This is a genomic window from Rhodococcus sp. YH1 (assembly GCF_009939605.1).
GTDB classification, from domain to species: domain Bacteria; phylum Actinomycetota; class Actinomycetes; order Mycobacteriales; family Mycobacteriaceae; genus Rhodococcus; species Rhodococcus aetherivorans.
On the sequence record NZ_WVTE01000240.1, the window covers coordinates 21,586 to 39,397 of the forward strand.

General features: G+C 71.8%; 15 protein-coding genes and 1 pseudogene. 8 read left to right on the top strand and 8 right to left on the bottom strand.

The window, feature by feature from the left end:
• The first annotated feature begins 16 nt into the window (after positions 1–16).
• From modA to AIIKEEIJ_RS22305, 3 genes are read left to right on the top strand one after another with little or no spacing between them, the layout of a single operon-like run.
• Positions 17–748, top strand: a complete 732-nt coding sequence (modA, locus tag AIIKEEIJ_RS22295; RefSeq protein WP_051359276.1) for a molybdate ABC transporter substrate-binding protein — start codon at positions 17–19, stop codon at positions 746–748.
• Positions 745–1,539, top strand: a complete 795-nt coding sequence (locus tag AIIKEEIJ_RS22300; RefSeq protein ID WP_006934410.1) for an ABC transporter permease — start codon at positions 745–747, stop codon at positions 1,537–1,539. Before modA ends, AIIKEEIJ_RS22300 begins: the two co-directional genes overlap by 4 nt.
• Entirely contained in the window at positions 1,536–2,594 is a 1,059-nt protein-coding gene (locus AIIKEEIJ_RS22305) for a sulfate/molybdate ABC transporter ATP-binding protein (protein ID WP_029546782.1), read from the top strand. Before AIIKEEIJ_RS22300 ends, AIIKEEIJ_RS22305 begins: the two co-directional genes overlap by 4 nt.
• A 78-nt stretch (positions 2,595–2,672) precedes the next feature.
• Here AIIKEEIJ_RS22305 and AIIKEEIJ_RS22310 read toward each other — a convergent pair.
• Together AIIKEEIJ_RS22310 and AIIKEEIJ_RS22315 are read right to left on the bottom strand one after the other, a co-directional pair.
• A pseudogene (locus AIIKEEIJ_RS22310) lies at positions 2,673–4,218 on the bottom strand (DUF4185 domain-containing protein).
• 73 nt (positions 4,219–4,291) lie between these two features.
• Positions 4,292–5,569: an MFS transporter gene (locus AIIKEEIJ_RS22315; protein ID WP_161996581.1), complete on the bottom strand. Its 1,278-nt coding sequence runs from the start codon at positions 5,567–5,569 to the stop codon at positions 4,292–4,294.
• A gap of 123 nt (positions 5,570–5,692) precedes the next feature.
• On the opposite strand from AIIKEEIJ_RS22315, the gene AIIKEEIJ_RS22320 reads away from it, so the two are divergent.
• Complete coding sequence (locus AIIKEEIJ_RS22320; protein ID WP_006934404.1) at positions 5,693–6,562, top strand: class II glutamine amidotransferase; 870 nt, start codon at positions 5,693–5,695, stop codon at positions 6,560–6,562.
• Positions 6,563–6,565: 3 nt separating this feature from the next.
• On the opposite strand, the gene AIIKEEIJ_RS22325 is transcribed toward AIIKEEIJ_RS22320, so the two are convergent.
• On the bottom strand, positions 6,566–7,492 hold the full coding sequence (locus tag AIIKEEIJ_RS22325) for an NAD-dependent epimerase/dehydratase family protein (protein ID WP_161996582.1): 927 nt from the start codon (positions 7,490–7,492) through the stop codon (positions 6,566–6,568).
• Between the two features lie 129 nt (positions 7,493–7,621).
• On the opposite strand from AIIKEEIJ_RS22325, the gene AIIKEEIJ_RS22330 reads away from it, so the two are divergent.
• Positions 7,622–8,317, top strand: coding sequence for a WHG domain-containing protein (locus AIIKEEIJ_RS22330; protein WP_161996583.1), 696 nt, complete (start codon positions 7,622–7,624; stop codon positions 8,315–8,317).
• Between the two features lie 55 nt (positions 8,318–8,372).
• Positions 8,373–8,981: a YqgE/AlgH family protein gene (locus AIIKEEIJ_RS22335; protein ID WP_006934398.1), complete on the top strand. Its 609-nt coding sequence runs from the start codon at positions 8,373–8,375 to the stop codon at positions 8,979–8,981.
• A gap of 12 nt (positions 8,982–8,993) precedes the next feature.
• Here the strand turns inward: AIIKEEIJ_RS22335 and AIIKEEIJ_RS22340 are convergent, their stop codons facing one another.
• Positions 8,994–10,382, bottom strand: a complete 1,389-nt coding sequence (locus AIIKEEIJ_RS22340; protein WP_161996584.1) for a glutamate decarboxylase — start codon at positions 10,380–10,382, stop codon at positions 8,994–8,996.
• A 97-nt stretch (positions 10,383–10,479) separates the two neighbouring features.
• On the bottom strand, positions 10,480–11,433 hold the full coding sequence (locus tag AIIKEEIJ_RS22345) for a DUF1648 domain-containing protein (protein WP_161996585.1): 954 nt from the start codon (positions 11,431–11,433) through the stop codon (positions 10,480–10,482).
• 134 nt (positions 11,434–11,567) lie between these two features.
• On the opposite strand from AIIKEEIJ_RS22345, the gene AIIKEEIJ_RS22350 reads away from it, so the two are divergent.
• Entirely contained in the window at positions 11,568–12,221 is a 654-nt protein-coding gene (locus AIIKEEIJ_RS22350) for a hemerythrin domain-containing protein (protein ID WP_029546775.1), read from the top strand.
• A gap of 34 nt (positions 12,222–12,255) precedes the next feature.
• Here AIIKEEIJ_RS22350 and AIIKEEIJ_RS22355 read toward each other — a convergent pair whose 3' ends face one another.
• A complete protein-coding gene (locus tag AIIKEEIJ_RS22355; protein WP_161996586.1) occupies positions 12,256–13,401 on the bottom strand; it encodes a response regulator transcription factor in 1,146 nt (381 codons plus the stop codon).
• 152 nt (positions 13,402–13,553) lie between these two features.
• The gene (locus tag AIIKEEIJ_RS22360) at positions 13,554–13,958 is read right to left on the bottom strand and encodes an SdpI family protein (RefSeq protein ID WP_006934385.1); all 405 of its coding nucleotides are present in this window, start codon (positions 13,956–13,958) and stop codon (positions 13,554–13,556) included.
• A 104-nt stretch (positions 13,959–14,062) separates the two neighbouring features.
• Here AIIKEEIJ_RS22360 and leuS point away from each other — a divergent pair, with 104 nt between their 5' ends.
• The gene (gene leuS / locus AIIKEEIJ_RS22365) at positions 14,063–16,942 is read left to right on the top strand and encodes a leucine--tRNA ligase (RefSeq protein ID WP_161996587.1); all 2,880 of its coding nucleotides are present in this window, start codon (positions 14,063–14,065) and stop codon (positions 16,940–16,942) included.
• A gap of 30 nt (positions 16,943–16,972) precedes the next feature.
• Here leuS and AIIKEEIJ_RS22370 read toward each other — a convergent pair whose 3' ends face one another.
• Positions 16,973–17,788, bottom strand: coding sequence for an alpha/beta hydrolase (locus tag AIIKEEIJ_RS22370; protein ID WP_006934383.1), 816 nt, complete (start codon positions 17,786–17,788; stop codon positions 16,973–16,975).
• Positions 17,789–17,812: the final 24 nt, after the last annotated feature.

Sequence of the window (17,812 nt, forward strand, 5' to 3'; positions counted from 1 at the left end):
CGTGCTCTCGGCGCTGATGCTCGCCGCGTGCGGCTCCGGTGGCGACGGCGACCCTGCGCCCGCCACGGCGGTCACCGGCGAGCTGACCGTGTTCGCGGCCGCGTCGCTGCAGGTACCGTTCCGGGAGATCGAAGTGCGGTTCGAGGCCGAAAATCCCGGCACGGATGTTGTTTTCGACTTCGCCGGCTCGGCCGACCTCGTCGCGCGGTTGTCCCAGGGTGCCCCCGCCGATGTCTTCGCCTCCGCCGACACGGCGAACATGACCAGGGCCGTCGATGCCGGTCTCGTGGCCGGCGAACCCGTGAACTTCGCGGCCAACACCCTCACCATCGTCACCGAACCCGGAAACCCCGAGGACGTGCAGACTTTCGCGGATCTGAGCCGTCCCGGACTCGACGTCGTCGTGTGTGCGCCGCAGGTACCGTGCGGCGCCGCGGCCGCCCGCGTCGAGGACGTCGCCGGCGTCACCCTCGAGCCGGTCAGCGAGGAATCCTCGGTGACGGACGTGCTCGGCAAGGTCGCCACCGGGCAGGCCGACGCCGGGCTCGTCTACGTCACCGACGCTCTGCGCGCCGGCGACGACGTGACCGCCGTGCCGTTCCCCGAGTCCGCGGCGGCCGTCAACACCTACCCCGTCGCGGTCCTCGCCGAGGGCGCGAACCCCGTGACGGCGGCGGCGTTCGTCGCGTACGTGACCGGCCCCGAGGGACGACGGATCCTCGCCGAGAAGGGATTCGCGGCCCCGTGACGCGCGTCCGACCGGCCGGGCTGCCGACGTGGATCCACGTCCCCGCGATCGTCGGCGGACTGTTCGTCGCCCTGCCGCTGCTGTCGCTGATCCTCGCCGTCGACTGGCGGCGCTTCCCGGAACTGGTGACGTCCGAGGCATCCCTGCAGGCCCTGACGCTGAGCCTGCGCACCGCGGTGGCCGCCACGGTGCTGTGTGTCCTGCTCGGCGTGCCGATGGCGACCGTGCTCGCGCGCAGCACCGTGCGTTTCCTTCCGGTGCTGCGCTCGCTCGTGCTGCTGCCGCTCGTGCTGCCGCCCGTGGTCGGCGGGATCGCACTGTTGTACACCTTCGGGCGCCGCGGACTGATCGGCGAGCACCTCGAGCTGCTCGGAATCCGTATCGCGTTCTCCACCACGGCAGTTGTCCTCGCGCAGACGTTCGTCGCGCTGCCGTTCCTGGTGATGAGCCTCGAGGGCACCCTGCGCACCGCCGGCACCCGGTACGAGGCGGTCGCCGCGACGCTCGGGGCGCCGCCCACCACCGTCTTCCGCAGGGTCACCCTGCCGCTCGTGCTGCCGGGCCTCGCGTCCGGCACCGTGCTGGCCTTCGCGCGGGCCCTCGGCGAGTTCGGGGCCACCCTCACCTTCGCCGGCAGCCTCCAGGGTGTCACCCGCACGTTGCCGCTCGAGATCTATCTCCAGCGCGAGACCGACGCCGACGCGGCGGTGGCGTTGTCGCTGCTGCTCGTCGTGGCCGCCCTCGTGATCGTCGTCGCCGCTCGGGGGCGGCGGATCGCGGGCGGCCTGTGACCGGCCTGCGGCTGCGTGCCCGGGTCGGGTCCCGCGACGTCGACCTGGCTGTCGCCGTGGAGTCCGGCCGCGTGCTCGCGGTCCTGGGACCCAACGGCGCCGGCAAGTCGACGCTGCTGAACGTGATCGCCGGATTGCTGCAGCCCGACGACGGTCGCATCGAACTCGACGGGTGCGTGCTCACCGACACCGCGGCGGGCGTGGCCGTGCCGCCGCACCGTCGCGGGGTGGCCCTGCTCGCGCAGCAGCCGCTGCTGTTCCCGCACCTGAGCGTCCTCGACAACGTCGCCTTCGCTCCCCGCAGCGCGGGCCGAGGCCGATCGGCCGCCCGCGCCGCGGCGTTGCGGCAGCTCGCGGCCGTCGACGCGACGGAGCTCGCCGACCGCCGGCCGCACCAGCTCTCCGGGGGGCAGGCCCAGCGCGTCGCGATTGCCCGCGCGCTGGCGGCCGACCCGCGTTTGTTGCTGCTCGACGAACCGATGGCCGCCCTCGACGTGACGGCCGCCCCGGCCGTGCGGTCGCTGCTGCGCACCGTCCTGCGCGGTCCGGGACGCACGGCGCTGGTGGTCACCCACGACCCCCTCGACGCCCTGGCGCTCGCCGACCGGGCCGTGGTGCTCGACGACGGCCGGATCGTCGAGGAGGGCACGGTGCGCGACGTGCTGTCCCGGCCGCGCAGTGCCTTCGCGGCCCGCATCGCGGGCCTGAACCTGCTCGCCGGCACCGTCACCGCGGACGGACTCGACACCCCCGTCGGCCGGGTCCGCGGTGTGCTCGACGACGACTGTGCCCCAGGGAATTCGGCGGTGGCGGTGTTCACCCCCGCCGCCGTCGCGGTCTATCCCGGGGAACCCCACGGCAGCCCCCGCAACTCGTTCGCCGTCGTCGTCGGCGAGCTCGAGGTCCACGGTGCCACCGTCCTCGTCCGGGCCGCCGAGTCCGGAATCACCGCCGAGGTCACCACGTCCGCGGCCGCCGATCTCGCGCTCGCACCGGGTGCGACGATGTGGTTCGTCGTCAAGGCCACCGAGGTCCGCATCCATGCCGCCCGCTGACCGAGCGAATGTATCGTTCCGTCGGACTGAGGAGGTGAACGATACATTCGCTCGGCTTACGTTGCGCGCGAGAGTGATTCAGTTCAGTCGGGCGCGCATCAGGTAGACGTTGTAGCTGTCCCACTCGGACACGGTGAAGTACAGGTCCGCGCCGTGGGACCACGGGTGCATGAAGCCGCCGTATGCCTTCGGGTAGTCCGAGGTCCGTACCAGCGTCGCGGCATCGGACCAGACGCCCTGCGGCGAATCCGACTCGCGGAGAACGATTTCGCCCGCAATCGGTTCCAGGTAGCTCATCTGCCAGCGGCCTCGTCCGGCGTCGAACCGCACCGACAGCTCGCTCGCCGCGCCGTCGGCGAGCGGGGTGGCGAGCTGCTCGAAGACGGGCATCCAGCGGTCGTGCACCCAGTACTGGTACGCGGAGGGATCGAGCACGTCGTCGACCGGCACGCGGGCCAGGCCCACCGATCCGACGCGGCCGTTCGGAGTGCCGAACATGTAGACGTGGTCGCCGTGCGGCACCATCGTCGCGACCTGGAACCGGCCGAGCCCGAACACGTTGTCCCAGCGGGCATGCAGGTCCTTCGTCCACGTCTGGCCGTGGTCGTCGGAGTAGGCGATGCCGCCGTGGTTGGTGTACCACATGCCCGGCACGACGCTCCACCGTCGCACCGACATGTAGCTCAGGTACTGGCGGTCGCCGATCGCGAAGCCGGAGGTGGGGATGACGGTCGTCTCGAAGTTCTTCACATGCCGGGCGTCGAGGATCTCCGCGGCGTGGCAGGGGCTGTCCTGCACCATCGCGTCGATGGTGAGGCCGTCCGCCAGGTCGGTGTCGCGGCTGAATGCCAGGACGTTGCTGCGCCAGTCTCCGCCGGCCCCGCCCGGCGGCGTCCATTCGAGCCCGAACGTGTCCCCGAAGGCGAGGGCGACCTCGCCGGGGCGCGTCTCCCACACGATGCCGAGGTCGGTGCCGTGCACGGCCCAGCGCGCATCGGTGCGGTTCTCCGAGCCGGGACCGGTCAGCTGGGAGACCAGCTTGACGTCGCCCACGGCGGGGGCGGGTGGCCGGGCGGTGACGGTACCCGGCTCGAACGGCGGATTCTCCCGTGGCGGGGCCGGTGGGACGGGTGCACCCGGCGCGCCGGGCACGGGAATCGGGATCGTCTCCGGCTGCGGATCCAGCTCGACGCGCGGCAGGTAACTCGAGGACCCGCTCGAGCCGGCGGACCCACTCGAGCCGCTCGAGCCACTCGAGCCACTCGGGCCGCCGGGGCAGGGCGTCGGGAGCGTCCGGCGCGAAACCGAGGTCCGGGCACGGGTCGGCGCACGGGTCGGCGGGCAACGGCTCCTGCGGCACGCGGGTGTTGTCCGGCGCCGGGCCGGGGACCGGGACCGGCACGAGCTCGGGGTACGGCAGGGGGATCTTCACGACGGGCGGGATGTCGATCCGTGGCAGCTGCGGCGCGTCGGGGTCCGGGGGCTCGACCGCGGGATCGAAGCCCGGTTCGCCGCACGAGTTGACGGGCGGGGCGGGCGACGCCTGGGCGGGCAGCGCGAACAGCGGCAGGATCGACGAGACCAGGGCGAGAACAGTCAGCGGCGTGCGGTGCCTGCGTGCCATCGCGTTCTCCTCCGGACACTCGGGGAAATGCCCCGGAGAACCTAACAAATCCGGCGCCCGAAACCGCGGAGACTCACATGCGGAGCCGCCGGATCGTCGTCGCCGCGACCAGACCGGCGACGTACACCGCCACCCCGGCGAGCGCGAGCGCCGGGCTGCGGCCGTCGGGCGCGACGACCAGGGCGCCCGCGACGATCGCCGCGAGGAACGCCATGTTGAACACGGTGTCCTGCAGGGCGAAGACCTGCCCGCGACGGGCGTCGTCGATCTCGATCTGCATCGCGGCGTCCCCGGTGAGCTTGATGGTCTGACCGACGAGACCCAGCAGGAACGCGGCGACGAGCAGTCCCGTCTCGTCGAACCCGGTGACGAGGACGAGCTGGACGACGCCCGCGCAGATCAGTGCCGTGACGACGGTGCGGGGCCGGCCGAGGCGCGGGATGACGAGCGGGGCGGCGACCGCCGCGACGAGCATCCCGGTGGCGGTGGCGCCCACGGCGACGCCGAACCCGACGAGCCCGCCCGGCAGCGTGGCCCCGTCGGCGTCGCGCAGCACCAGCACCATGATGAGTGTGTCGATGCCGAACACGATGCGGTGCGCACCGATACCGATTATCGCGACCGTGACCCCCGGTGCCTCCCACACCGCCGTGGCACCGGTGTGCAGACCGGCGGCGACGGCCCGGATCGGGTGGCGCAGCACGGCACGGTCGGGACCGAGCGCATGACGGGCGAAGCCGCCGGCGGCGAGCGCGGCGACCACGGAGCCGGAGACGCCGAGCGCCACCGCCACCCCGGAGCCGAAGTCGCCTTCCCCGACGAGGCCGATCGTGGTGACCGCGATGCCCGCCCCGAGGGCAGAGATCCCCGATCCTACCGTCGCGAGCACGGAATTGACCGGTACGAGCCATGATTGGCGCACGACGTGCGGGAGGGACGCCGACACCCCGGCGAGCACGAAGCGACTGACGCCGACGGCGGCGAGCGCGAGCAGCAGCAGCGCGGTGGATCCGCCGCCGGTGAGGAGCAGCGCCGACATGGCGAGGATGAGCACGCCGCGCAGGGCATTGGCGGCGAGCAGCACCAGCCGGCGGTCCCAGCGGTCGAGCAGCGCGCCGGCGAACGGCCCGACCACCGAGTAGGGCAGCAGCAACACCGCGAATCCCGCGGCGATCGCGGCGGGATCGGTCTGGCGCTCCGGATTGAACAGGATCGCCCCACCGAGGGCGGCCTGGAACAGTCCGTCCCCGAACTGGCTGGCGAAGCGGACGACCGTCAGCCGCGCCAGTCCCGGCGATCGGCGCAGAGCCGTCGCCGTGGATCGCCACGCCTGCCGTCTCGACTCCCGCACAGTGTCCGACACTATCCGTCCGGTGCGGGGTCGCCCCGCGACGACGGTTCCGCCTCCCCGGCGAGGTTTTCCGGCCTACCCTCGGCGCAACCGGCAACTTCCGGAAGAGGGGGACGTCCCGTCATGTGCCGACTGTTCGGGTTGACCGCCGCGCCGCACCGGGTGCACGCCACCTTCTGGCTGCTCGACGCATCGGATTCGCTCGCCCGGCAGAGCCGGCGTGAACCGGACGGCACCGGGCTCGGGACGTTCACCGACGACGGCCGCCCGGTGGTGGAGAAGCAGCCGCTGGCGGCGTACGAGGACCGCGCGTTCGCCACGGAGGCGAAGGAGCGGCGGTCACAGACGTTCCTCGCACACATCCGGTTCGCCTCGACGGGAGGCCTGGACGTGGGCAACACGCACCCCTTCGAGCAGCGCGGGCGGCTGTTCGCCCACAACGGCGTCCTCGGCGATCTGCCGCGGCTCGAGGCCGAGCTCGGCCCGTACCGCGACCTCGTGACGGGCGAGACGGACTCGGAGCGCTTCTTCGCGCTCGTCACCCGTCGCATCGACGAGCACGGCGGCGACGTCGGCGCGGGGCTGACCGCCGCGGTCCGGTGGGCCGCCGAGAATCTGCCCGTCTACGCGTTGAACGTCGTGCTCACGACCGCGACGCAGTTGTGGGCGCTGCGTTATCCGGACACCCACGACCTGTTCGTCCTCGAGCGTCCCGCCGGCGGCCCGCACGGCGGCCGCCATCTCGAGCATGCCAGCGAGGCCGGCACGGTCCGGGTGCGCTCGGGCCACCTGGCACGGCACCCGGCGGTCGTGGTCGCCAGCGAGCGCATGGACGAGGATCCGGGCTGGTCGGACCTGCGCTGCGGGGAGCTGCTGCACGTCGACGGCGAGCTCCGGGTCACCCGCACCGTCGTCGTCGACGAGCCCCCGCGGCACCCGATCACGCTCGCGGACCTCGACGAGCGGGCGGCCGCCTCCCAGACCGGGAAGTGAGTGTCACCGCTCGCGCCACCATCGCACCGTCGCGGCCGCGGCCTCGGGCAGCGGCGTCGGGCGCAGGCCGAGGAGTTCCTCGCTGTACGCGGAGTCCATGACGAACGGATCGGTGAACTGGTAGAGCATCTCGGTCAGTTCGCGGGCGTCGCGGTTGGCCAGCGCGGCGCCGCGCAGCATCCAGGTGGGAATCGTGCCGACCTTCGGAGCCGGCACCTGCGCGGCCGCGGCGAACGCGGCGACGAGGTTGCGCTGCGTGCCGGCCGGACCGGTGGGAGCGTGCAGGACCCGGTTCCACACCGCGGGATTCGCCGCGGCCGCGATCATGGCGGCGGCCAGGTCCGGCACGTACGTGAACGAGTGCGGCACGTCGGGTGAGCCGAGCACGCGGGGGCTGCGCCCGGCCAGGATGGCCGGCACCATCCGCTCGCCCGCGTGGGCGGTGCGGGCGTGGGGGCCGAAGAAGTCGGACGCGACCACGCTCACGGTCGGGGTGGCGCTTTCGGCGCGGCGGTCCAGCAGCCGGGCCCGCACGCCCCGCTTGCCGGTGGTGCTCGCGCGCGGCGAGTCCTCGGTCATGACCCGGTCCGGTTCGCTGTAGGAGTACAGGCTCTCGGGGAAGACCACCACCGCGCCCGTGCGCCCGGCCGCCTCGAGGACCGTGCTCTCCGCCGCCGGCAGTTCGCGCTCCCAGGTGTCGGCGCGGTAGGCCGAGCCGTGGATGCAGTGGTACACGGCACCGGCACCCTCGAGCGCGGGGCCGAGCCGGGCGGGATCGGAGACGTCGACCCGGCGGCGTTCGACGAGCGGGTGCTCGGGGCCGTTGCCGGACCGGGTGAGGACGCGGACGCGGTGGCCCCGGTCGGCGAGTTGTTCGGCGACGGTCCAGCCGACCGGCCCGGCTCCGGTGACGACCTGCAGATTCGACATGGTGGTCAGCTCCTTCGAAATGTGAGCACTGCTCTCTGTCTGACATCACGATGCGCCCCCGGGTGCGTAAAGTCAAGAGCAGTGCTCACTTTTGTTGACGGTGCTCGCACATCTGGCAGGGTGAGGGACATGACCGGAACCCCCCGCGCCCGCGCCCGGCAGCAGACGATGGCCGACATCCTGCGGATCGGCCGCGAACACCTCGCCACCCACGGAGCCGCCGCGCTGTCCCTGCGCGCCGTCGCCCGCGACCTCGGCGTCGTCTCCTCGGCGGTGTACCGCTACGTCGCCAGCCGCGACGAACTGCTCACCCTCCTCGTCGTCGACGGCTACACCGAACTCGCCGACACGGTCGACGAGGCGCTCGCCGACGTCGCCGCGGGCGCCCACGCCGAGCAGTTCCGCGTGCTCGGCCACGCGGTGCGCGCCTGGGCGCTGCGCGACCCCGCGCGCTACGCCCTGCTGTTCGGCAGCCCGGTCCCCGGCTACCACGCCCCCGCCGAGCGGACCACGGGTCCGGGCACCCGCGTCGTCGTCCGGCTCGTCCGCATCCTCGACGACGCCCACGCCGCCGGCACCCTCCGCATCCCCACCACCGTCGCCGTGCCGGACACCCTCACCGCCGACCTGGGCCGGATCCGCGCCGAACTCGGCACCGGCGTTCCCGACGCCGTCCTCGCGCGCGGCGTACTGGTCTGGGCCGCCCTGTTCGGGGCCGTGAACTTCGAGGTCTTCGGCCAGTACGGCACCGACACCTTCACCGACCCCGGGCAGCTGTTCGACCATCACCTCGCGGTGCTCGCCGAGACCGTCGGGCTGTCCTGAACAACTCCCCCGCCTTGCCGCCACGCGCCGTCGGCGACGGTGGGATGATGTCGGGGTGGCGCAGCATCAGGACGAACCCGAGGACCGCACGGCACCGGCGACACCGGCCGTCCGGCCCGGAACCCTGCTCGTGTCGGCCACCGACCTCGTCGAGCCGACCTTCCGGCGAACGGTCGTCTACATCATCGAGCACGGCGACGTGGGCAGCCTCGGCGTGGTGCTCAACCGCACCAGCGACACCGCGGTCCAGGCCGTGCTGCCGCAATGGACGGCGCTGAGCGCCGATCCGAAGGCGCTCTACGTCGGCGGCCCCGTCCGGCGCGACTCGGCCCTGTGCCTGGGCACGCTGCGCGTCGGCGTCTCCGTCGAGGGCGTGCCGGGGGTGCGCCGGATCGACGGGCGGGTGGTCATGATCGACCTCGACTCCGACCCGGCCGTCATCGGCCCGCTCGTGGAAGGCATCCGCATCTTCGCCGGCTACGCCGGGTGGAGCGCCGGCCAGCTCGATGGCGAGCTCCGCAACGACGACTGGATGGTCATCTCCGCCCTCCCCCAGGACATCCTCGGACCGCCGCGAGTCGACCTGTGGGCGCGGGTGCTGCGCCGGCAGCCGCTACCGCTCGCATTGCTGGCCACCCACCCCATCGAGGTCGAACGGAACTGAGCGACCCGGCGGTCAGTGCGCGAAGTGCTGCTCGCTGGAGTGCCGGAGCGGTCCCTCCTTGCGCAACTCGGCGCACACCCGCTCGAGGTCGGCGAACAGCTGCCGCGCGAGGTCGGCGCTGAACCCCTCCCGGACCACGATCCGCAGGACTGCCACATCCTGGGCATCGGCCGGCATCGTGTAGGCCGGCACCTGCCAGCCGTGCGTCCGCAGCTCGTGCGAGACGTCGAAGACGGTGAAGCCCGGATCCCCGGTGAGCTCGAACGCGATCACCGGGATGGCGGTGCCGTCGGAGATCAGGCGCATCCCCTCGATCCCGGCGATCTGCCCGGCCAGCCGGCTCGCGGTGGACCGTAGCGTCTTCATCACCCGGCGGTACCCGTCGCGGCCGAGCCGCAGGAAGTTGTAGTACTGGCCGACGATCTGGTTCCCGGGCCGGGAGAAGTTCAGGGTGAAGGTCGGCATGTCCCCGCCGAGGTAGTTGACCCGGAAGACCAGATCCTCGGGCAGGTACTCCTTGTCGCGCCACACCACGAACCCGATACCGGGGTAGGTCAGGCCGTACTTGTGCCCGCTGACGTTGATCGACACCACCCGCGGCACCCGGAAGTCCCACTCCAGTTCCGGATGCAGGAACGGCACGACGAAGCCGCCGCTCGCCGCGTCGACGTGCAGCGGCACGTCGGGACCGCCCTCGTCGGCCACGTCGTCGAGCATCCCGGCGATCTCGGCCACCGGTTCGAGCTCACCGGTGTACGTGGTGCCGAGGATCGCGACGACACCGATCGTGTTCTCGTCCAACGCCTCCCGCACCTGCTCGGGGGTGATCACGTAGCGGCCGGGTTCCATCGGCAGGTACCTCGCCTCCACGTCGAAGTAGCGGCAGAACTTCTCCCACACCACCTGAACATTGCTGCCCAGCACCAGATTCGGGCGTGAGGTGTCCTCGCCCGACGCCTGCCGCCGGGCCCGCCAGCGCCACTTGAGCGCCAGGCCCGCGAGCATCACCGCTTCGCTCGAGCCGATCGTGGACACACCCGTCGCGGATGCCGGATCGACGTCGGACAGTCCCGGCGCGTGGAACAGGTCGGCGACCATCGCCACGCAGCGTTCCTCGATCGCCGAGGTCGCCGGGTACTCGTCCTTGTCGATGAGATTCTTGTCGAACGTCTCGGCCATGAGTACATCGGCCTGCGGCTCCATCCACGTGGTGACGAAGGTGGCGAGATTCAGCCGCGAACTGCCGTCGAGCATCAGCTCGTCGTGGATGTACCGGTACGCCTCCCCCGGATCCATCGAGTGCTTCGGCAGCCGCAGCGCCGGAACCGGCTCACTGTCGATGCGCCCGGTGTACGCCGGTTCGAGGACTCCGTCTGGGTGCAACTGCTTCCGATGGCTCACGTCGGCCTCCGTACTCGTCGGCAATCGCTCCCATTAGACCGGATCAGCCGCGTACGCGCGGGCTGTTCGCGTAGCCCGCGTCCTCGGATCGCACCGGTCAGCGACGATCGGCGAGGGTGTTGAGCGCGCCAGCCATGCGCTCGGCCTGCGACGCGGTGACGGTGAACTCCTGCCCTCCGGCGACGGTGACCACGAGCGCGGGACCGGTGATCGTGACGAGGCCGTACCGGCCCCGGCCCTTGGCGCGCAGTCCCCACCCGCCCCAGTCCTGGAAGGGACGCACGTGAGCGACCTTCGCGCCGACGATCTCGTCGAGACCGTAGTCCACCGCGGTCATCCCGAGGTTCTGCACCCGCACGCCCGTGTCGTCGACGACGACGCGGAACCGCAGCAGGCTCAGCACGAGCACGGCGACCGGCAGGAAGATCGCCAGCGGCCACCAGCTGCGCGCCGCGCCGCACACGAGGCCCGCGGGGGCCAGGACCAGCGCCGCGAGCACGAGGGTGGTGCGCGTTCCGGTGCCGACCTGCTCGACGATCGGCAGCTCGACCGGGCCGCGCGGCAGCGCCGGATCGGGGCGGGCGACGGCGGATCGCCGGACCCGGTGGTCCCGCAGCAGCGACGCCCCGAGTATCCCGACGGCGACGCCGAGCGCGACGCCCGCCCCGATGCTCCACATCGGCAGCTGCGCCTGCTCGGCCGGCGCGTCCAGTTGGCCCACGAGCACCGTCGCGCACAGGGTGAACAGCAGGCCGGTCACCCCGAGACCGAGCACCAGCATGTAGCGCCGCATCATCAGCATTGCGGGGGCCAGCGCCGCGATCGCGCTGCAGCCGCCGCCGACCAGCAGGATCACCAGCGCCATCGTCCACGAGAACGACGCCGGGTCCGAGAATCCGTCCGGTGCCGGCCCGGACCAGTGCGTGGCGATCCGCGGGGGCAGGCGCGACTCCCACAGTCGCGGCAGCAGCAGCGCCGCCCCGGCGGCGACGAGGGGCAGCCCCAGCCCGAACAGGGCCCCGGCGGGGTCGATCACGCGGCGGGTGGTCACGGGCCCAGCGTAGGGAACGGCGAACCGCCGCCGCCCGCCTCCCGATCTCCCCCGAATGTGGGATTGAGCGCCGCCCTCGCCGGTCGCACGCTCGAAAGCAAGGGTTCGAGCACGACGGGATCGAGGTCGACGACATGACCACCACCAAGTCCACTGCATTGACCGACGACGACATGGACGTGATGACGCTGCTGCACGCCGCGTTCCGCCGCGACGCCACGCGCCTGGCGCACGTGGCCCAGACCTACGGCACCGAGAACGACGAGACGCACGACGCCCTGCTCGTCGGGTGGCGCGGCTTCAGCCGGGAACTGCACCACCATCACCGGATCGAGGACACCCACATCTGGCCGCTGATGCGCCGCAAGCTCGCGGACCGCCCCGACGACCTCGCGGTGCTCGACGACATGGAGGCCGAGCACTCCCTCATCGATCCCACGCTCGCCGCACTGGAGGACGCGTTCGACGACCGGGAGCACGGCCCGCGGCAGGTGCCGCATCGGATCGACGACCTCGTGGCGCTGCTGCAGTCGCACCTCGCGCACGAGGAGCGCGACGCGTTCCCGCTCATCAAGGAGGTGATCACCGCGCAGGAATGGCAGGCGCTGTCCAAGGCCGCCGTCAAGGAACTGGCCTACAGCGACATCGCGCAGCTGGGTCCGTACGTCGTCGAGGGGGCCACCCCCGAGCAGGCCCGCCGCGTGCTGAGCGAGCTGCCCGTGCCGCTGCGGCTCGTGCACCGGTTCTGGTGGAACCCGCGCTACCGGCGCGTGCGGCGCTGGGAATGAGCTTCGCAGGCCGAGTCGCCGAGGGGCGCGCGGTTCAGCTCTTCGGGGCCGAAGCCGGCTCCGGGGAACGTCGTTCGGTGAAGAAGCCGTCGGGGCCGATGCGCTGACCGAGGCGCGGTACGTACTCGGTGTGGGCCAGCTTGGCGACGAGACTCGCGCGGCTGTTGACGCCGGTCTTGGCGAACACGGCCTTGAGGTGATCCTGCACCGTGTACGGGCTGATGCCCAGGACACGGGCCATCTCGTGACGGGTCCTGCCGGCGAGAACCTGCGTGAGTACCTCCGACTCGCGCCGGGTCAGCCCGTGCGCTGCCGCGGCCAGGCTCACGATCTCCGGGAGTTGCGCCCGCTCCACGGTCATCAGCACGCGCCGTGGCGGGTGCTCGCCGTCGAACCGCCCGACGCGGATCACGACCCACTCACCGTCGAGGGTGCGGGCCCGCAAGACCGCGGAATCCGTCCCGGATCGCCGCAGCCACAGTGCTGCCGACACCGCGGGCGCGGTGGGCACGGGCCTGCCGGGCGGCCCCCAGCCGAGCCGTTCGAAGTACTCGAGTGCGGGGACGGTGATCGACTCGAACTCGTCGTCGGGGCCGACGATCGCGACGGCAGGTCCCTCGGAGCCGGGGTGGGGGGTGCGGGTGCCGTCGCGGAACAGGGTGGTGCGCAACCCCTCCCCGATGTCGGTGAGCACCGTGCCCAGGGTCTCGAGCTCCTCGTCGGCGAACTCCGGGCCGGGCCGCCTGCTCATCGTGCACGCGCCCCAGCAGGCTCCGTCGCGGCCGCGGAAGAGCATGCGTACCTCGTCCTGCATCCCGTAGGGCGCGAGCAGTTCGGCATACTGCCGGCTGCTCCTGACGCGGTTGCCGGTCACCTCGCGGAGCGTCCGGATGGGGACCTCCCGGTGCAGCAGCGAGTCGAACCGGCCCGGTTGGGGGTCCTCGCCGTACTCGAACTCGAGGGCGGACGCATAGGCCCGCGGAACCTCGTATCCGCGGGTCGTCAGTGTGGTCGGGACGAGAGCCGCGGGATCGATGGTGGCCAGACAGACCCCGTCGTACGGCACCCGGGCGCGGATCGCGTCCAGGACCACCTCCCGGAACTCGGCGGAGTCCGTCGCCGCGGCGGCCGCGTCGCGGATCGTCGACTTCAGCCGGGCACCGGCCAGTGCCGGAGTCACCCTGTCAGTATCTCCCCCGGACGCGGGGTTGAGAACCTCTCGACCGGAGGGAACCGCGCTCAGGCGGTCACCCTGCGCCGTGCGCTGCGCTCAGGCGGTCACCCTGCGCCGTGCGCTGCGCTCAGGCGGTCACCCTGCGCCGTGCGCTGCGCTCAGGCGGTCGGCTCGCAGGCGCCGCGCAGGCTGCACGCCCCGCACGACGTGCCGCACCCGGCGGTCTCGGCCGGTGCGCTGGCCGCCGCGACGCGGGCGCCGATGGAGCCGCCCACACCGGCGGTGAAGAAGGCCGCGATCACGGCACCCACGACGGCGATCAGACCCGGGACCGTATCGAGCGCGAGCGCGCCCACGCCGCCGAGGACGAGCAGGCCTGCCGCACCGAGCTGACTGGGGGCGGCGACCTTGTTGGCCAGGGCAAACGTCGTCTCGTCGCGCAGGGCGTCGGCGGTGCGCACGCCCGCCCACCGGTTACGCGGCAGCCGCCCGGTCAGTCCGGCGACGGCGATCCCGCCGACGGCGAGAGCGAGCACGAACAAGACGATGGCGACGATCAGCACCCCTCGAGGATACGTGGGAGGCACAGCCGCTGGTCGGGCCGGGTCGGGCCAGGCTCTACCCTGGTCGGAGGTAAATGACGTCAGCCAAGTAGATAGCGACCACCGTGACTCGTCCTGCGCAGCCCTCCACACCGTCGTCCGACGCCACCCCGCAACACCGATACACCGCCGATCTCGCCGGCCGGATCGAGCGGCGTTGGCAGGATCTGTGGCGTGAGCGCGGCACGTTCAACGCGCCGAACCCGGTCGGCCCGCTCGCCGGCGACGTTCCCGAGGACAAGCTGTTCGTGCAGGACATGTTCCCCTACCCGTCCGGGTCGGGCCTGCACGTGGGTCACCCCCTCGGCTACATCGCCACCGACGTGTACGCCCGGTACCACCGCATGCTGGGCCACAACGTCCTGCACACGCTGGGCTACGACGCGTTCGGGCTGCCGGCCGAGCAGTACGCGGTGCAGACGGGCACGCACCCGCGCACCACGACCGAGGCGAACATCGAGAACATGCAGCGGCAGCTGCGCCGGCTGGGGCTGGGCCACGACGAGCGCCGCTCGGTCGCGACGACGGACGTCGACTTCTACCACTGGACCCAGTGGATCTTCCTGACGATCTACAACGCCTGGTACGACCCGGAGCAGAACAAGGCGCGCCGCATCGACGAGCTCGCCGCCGAGCTCGCCGCCGGCACCCGCACCCTCGCGGACGGCCGCGACTGGGCGTCGCTGTCGAAGGCGGAGCGGCTCGCCGCCCTCGACGAGTACCGGCTGGTGTACCGCTCGGACTCCCTCGTCAACTGGTGCCCGGGTCTGGGCACGGTGCTGGCCAACGAGGAGGTCACCGCCGAGGGCCGCTCCGAGCGCGGCAATTTCCCGGTGTTCCGCAAGCACCTGCAGCAGTGGATGATGCGGATCACCGCCTATTCCGACCGCCTCATCGACGACCTCGAGTACCTGGACTGGCCCGAGAAGGTCAAGACCATGCAGCGCAACTGGATCGGGCGCTCGCACGGGGCGCAGGTGACGTTCGCCGTCCGGGGCGAGCCAGGCGCCGGGGAATCCGCCGCCGGCCGTCCGGATGCCACGATCGAGGTGTTCACCACGCGCCCCGACACGCTGTTCGGCGCGACCTACGTCACGCTGGCGCCCGAGCACGCACTCGTCGACGAGATCGTCGCCTCTGCATGGCCGGAGGGTGTCGACGAGCGCTGGACCGGTGGCGCCGCCACCCCGGCCGAGGCCGTCGCCGCCTACCGGGCGTCGATCGCCGCGAAGTCCGATCTCGAGCGGCAGGAGAGCAAGGAGAAGACCGGCGTCTTCCTCGGCGCCTACGCCGTCAACCCGGTGAACGGGCAGTCGCTGCCCGTGTTCATCGCGGACTACGTGCTCACCGGGTACGGCACGGGCGCGATCATGGCCGTGCCCGGCCACGATCAGCGCGACTGGGAGTTCGCCACCGCGTTCGGCCTGCCGATCGTGGAAGTGATTGCGGGCGGAGATATCTCGGAGGAGGCGTACACCGGCGACGGGGCGCTCGTGAACTCCGGCTACCTGAACGGGCTGAGCGTCGCCGACGCGAAGAAGGCGGTCGTCGCGAAGCTCGAGGAGTCGGGTGCGGGCACCGGCACCATCCAGTACAAGCTGCGGGACTGGCTGTTCGCCCGGCAGCGGTACTGGGGAGAGCCGTTCCCCATCGTCTACGACACCGACGGCAACCCGCACGCTCTGCCGGAATCTGCTCTGCCGGTGGAACTTCCGGACGTCGAGGACTATGCGCCGGTGTCGTTCGATCCCGAGGACGCGAGCTCGGAGCCGTCGCCCCCGCTGGCCAAGGCCGACGAGTGGGTGAACGTCGAACTCGACCTCGGCGAGGGGCTGCAGCACTACACCCGCGACACCAACGTCATGCCGCAGTGGGCCGGCAGCTCGTGGTACCAGCTTCGCTACATCGACCCGACGAACCCGGACGAGTTCTGCGCCAAGGAGAACGAGGCGTACTGGACCGGTCCGCGCCCGCAGATCCACGGCCCGCACGACCCCGGCGGGGTCGACCTGTACGTCGGCGGTGTCGAGCACGCCGTGCTGCACCTGCTGTACGCGCGGTTCTGGCACAAGGTGCTGTTCGACCTCGGCTACGTCACCTCGTCCGAGCCGTACCGGCGCCTGTTCAACCAGGGCTACATCCAGGCGTACGCGTACACCGATTCGCGCGGCGTGTACGTGCCCGCCGACGAGGTCGAGGAGCGCGACGGGAAGTTCTTCCACCGGGGTGAGGAAGTCCACCGCGAGTACGGGAAGATGGGTAAGTCCCTGAAGAATTCCGTTGGGCCGGACCAGATCTGTGACGACTACGGAGCCGATACGCTGCGTGTGTACGAGATGTCGATGGGCCCGCTGGACCAGTCCCGGCCGTGGGCGACGAAGGACGTCGTCGGGGCGCAGCGGTTCCTGCAGCGGGTGTGGCGGGCCGCGATCGACGAGGAGACCGGCGCGCTGCGGGTCACCGACGCCGAACCGACCGACGAGACGCTGCGCGCCCTCAACAAGGCGATCGCGGGCGTGTCCGACGACTACGCGGGCCTGCGCGACAACACCGCCATCGCCAAGCTGATCGAGTACACCAACCACCTCACCAAGGCGTACCCGGACGGGGCGCCGCGGACGGCGGTGGAGCCGCTCGTGCTCATGCTGGCCCCGGTGGCCCCGCACCTCGCCGAGGAGCTGTGGTCGCGGCTCGGGCGCACCGAGTCGCTGGCCCACGGTCCGTTCCCGGTGGCGGACGAGAAGTGGCTCGTCGAGGACACGGTCGAGTACCCGATCCAGGTCAACGGCAAGGTGCGCAGCCGTATCACCGTGCCGGCCGACGCGGACCGGGAGGCGATCGAGGCCGCGGCGCTCGCGGACGAGAAGATCGCCGCCCTCCTCGAGGGTGCCGCGCCGCGGAAGGTGATCGTCGTACCGGGCAAGATGGTGAACGTGGTCAAGTAGGCGGCTGCGCCGCCGTGGTGTCCTTTCGGATCACCCCCGATCCGGAAGGACCCCACGCACGAAATCGACGACGTCGTCGAGCACGTCGTCACGGTTGGTCTCGTTGAAGATCTCGTGCCGTGCCCCGGGATACACCTTCGACGTCGACCGTGGTCCGGCAAACGTGGCCCAGCCCTCGCGGCTGCCCGGGAGCGGGACGAGCTGATCGTCCTCGCCGTGCAGCCACAGGACGGGCACGTCGCCGACGGTGCCTGCCCCGGTGACGGCGTCGAGGCAACGCTGCAGTGCCTCGACGGTGGGCCGCTTGAAGGGGCCGTGCCAGACGAGTGGATCGTCCACGTACGCGCGGCCCACCTCCGGGTTGCGCGACAGCGTCGCGGGGTCGATGGGTGCGTCGGGGATCTCCTCCGCCGCGAGCATCGCCTCGAGGGCGGGCCAGCGGCCCAGCACCGGACCGGACAGCACCACCGCGGTCAGTTCGGAACCGTAGCGCTGGGCGTAGCGGGCGGCGATCAGCCCGCCCATGGAGTGCCCGACGAGCACCACCGGCAGGCCGGGGTGCTCGCTGCGGGCCTTGACGTCGAGCAGACGGAAGTCGTCCACGACCTTCTCGAAGTCCCCGATCAGGACGCGTTCCCCCTCGCTGAGCCCGTGCCCGGCGTGGTCGACGGCATAGACCACGGCACCGTCGGCGATCAGTCGGGTGGCCACGTATTCGTAGCGGCCGGCGTGCTCGCCGTAGCCGTGGCACAGCAGCACGACGTACCGCGGGTCGTCGTGGACCCAGCACCGGGCGGACAGGGTGCCGGCGTGCCCGGGCAGGGGGAAAGCGGTGGTGTCGCTCATCGAGGCTCCTCACGATGTGGCCGT

Bases quoted from the DNA above. Each gene is read 5' to 3' on its own strand.
- AIIKEEIJ_RS22330 (WP_161996583.1), top strand. From the start codon at position 7,622: ATGACCGGAACCCCCCGCGCCCGCGCCCGGCAGCAGACGATGGCCGAC.
- AIIKEEIJ_RS22320 (WP_006934404.1), top strand. From the start codon at position 5,693: ATGTGCCGACTGTTCGGGTTGACCGCCGCGCCGCACCGGGTGCACGCC.
- AIIKEEIJ_RS22325 (WP_161996582.1), bottom strand. From the start codon at position 7,492: ATGTCGAATCTGCAGGTCGTCACCGGAGCCGGGCCGGTCGGCTGGACC.
- AIIKEEIJ_RS22370 (WP_006934383.1), bottom strand. From the start codon at position 17,788: ATGAGCGACACCACCGCTTTCCCCCTGCCCGGGCACGCCGGCACCCTG.
- AIIKEEIJ_RS22350 (WP_029546775.1), top strand. From the start codon at position 11,568: ATGACCACCACCAAGTCCACTGCATTGACCGACGACGACATGGACGTG.
- modA (WP_051359276.1), top strand. From the start codon at position 17: ATGCTCGCCGCGTGCGGCTCCGGTGGCGACGGCGACCCTGCGCCCGCC.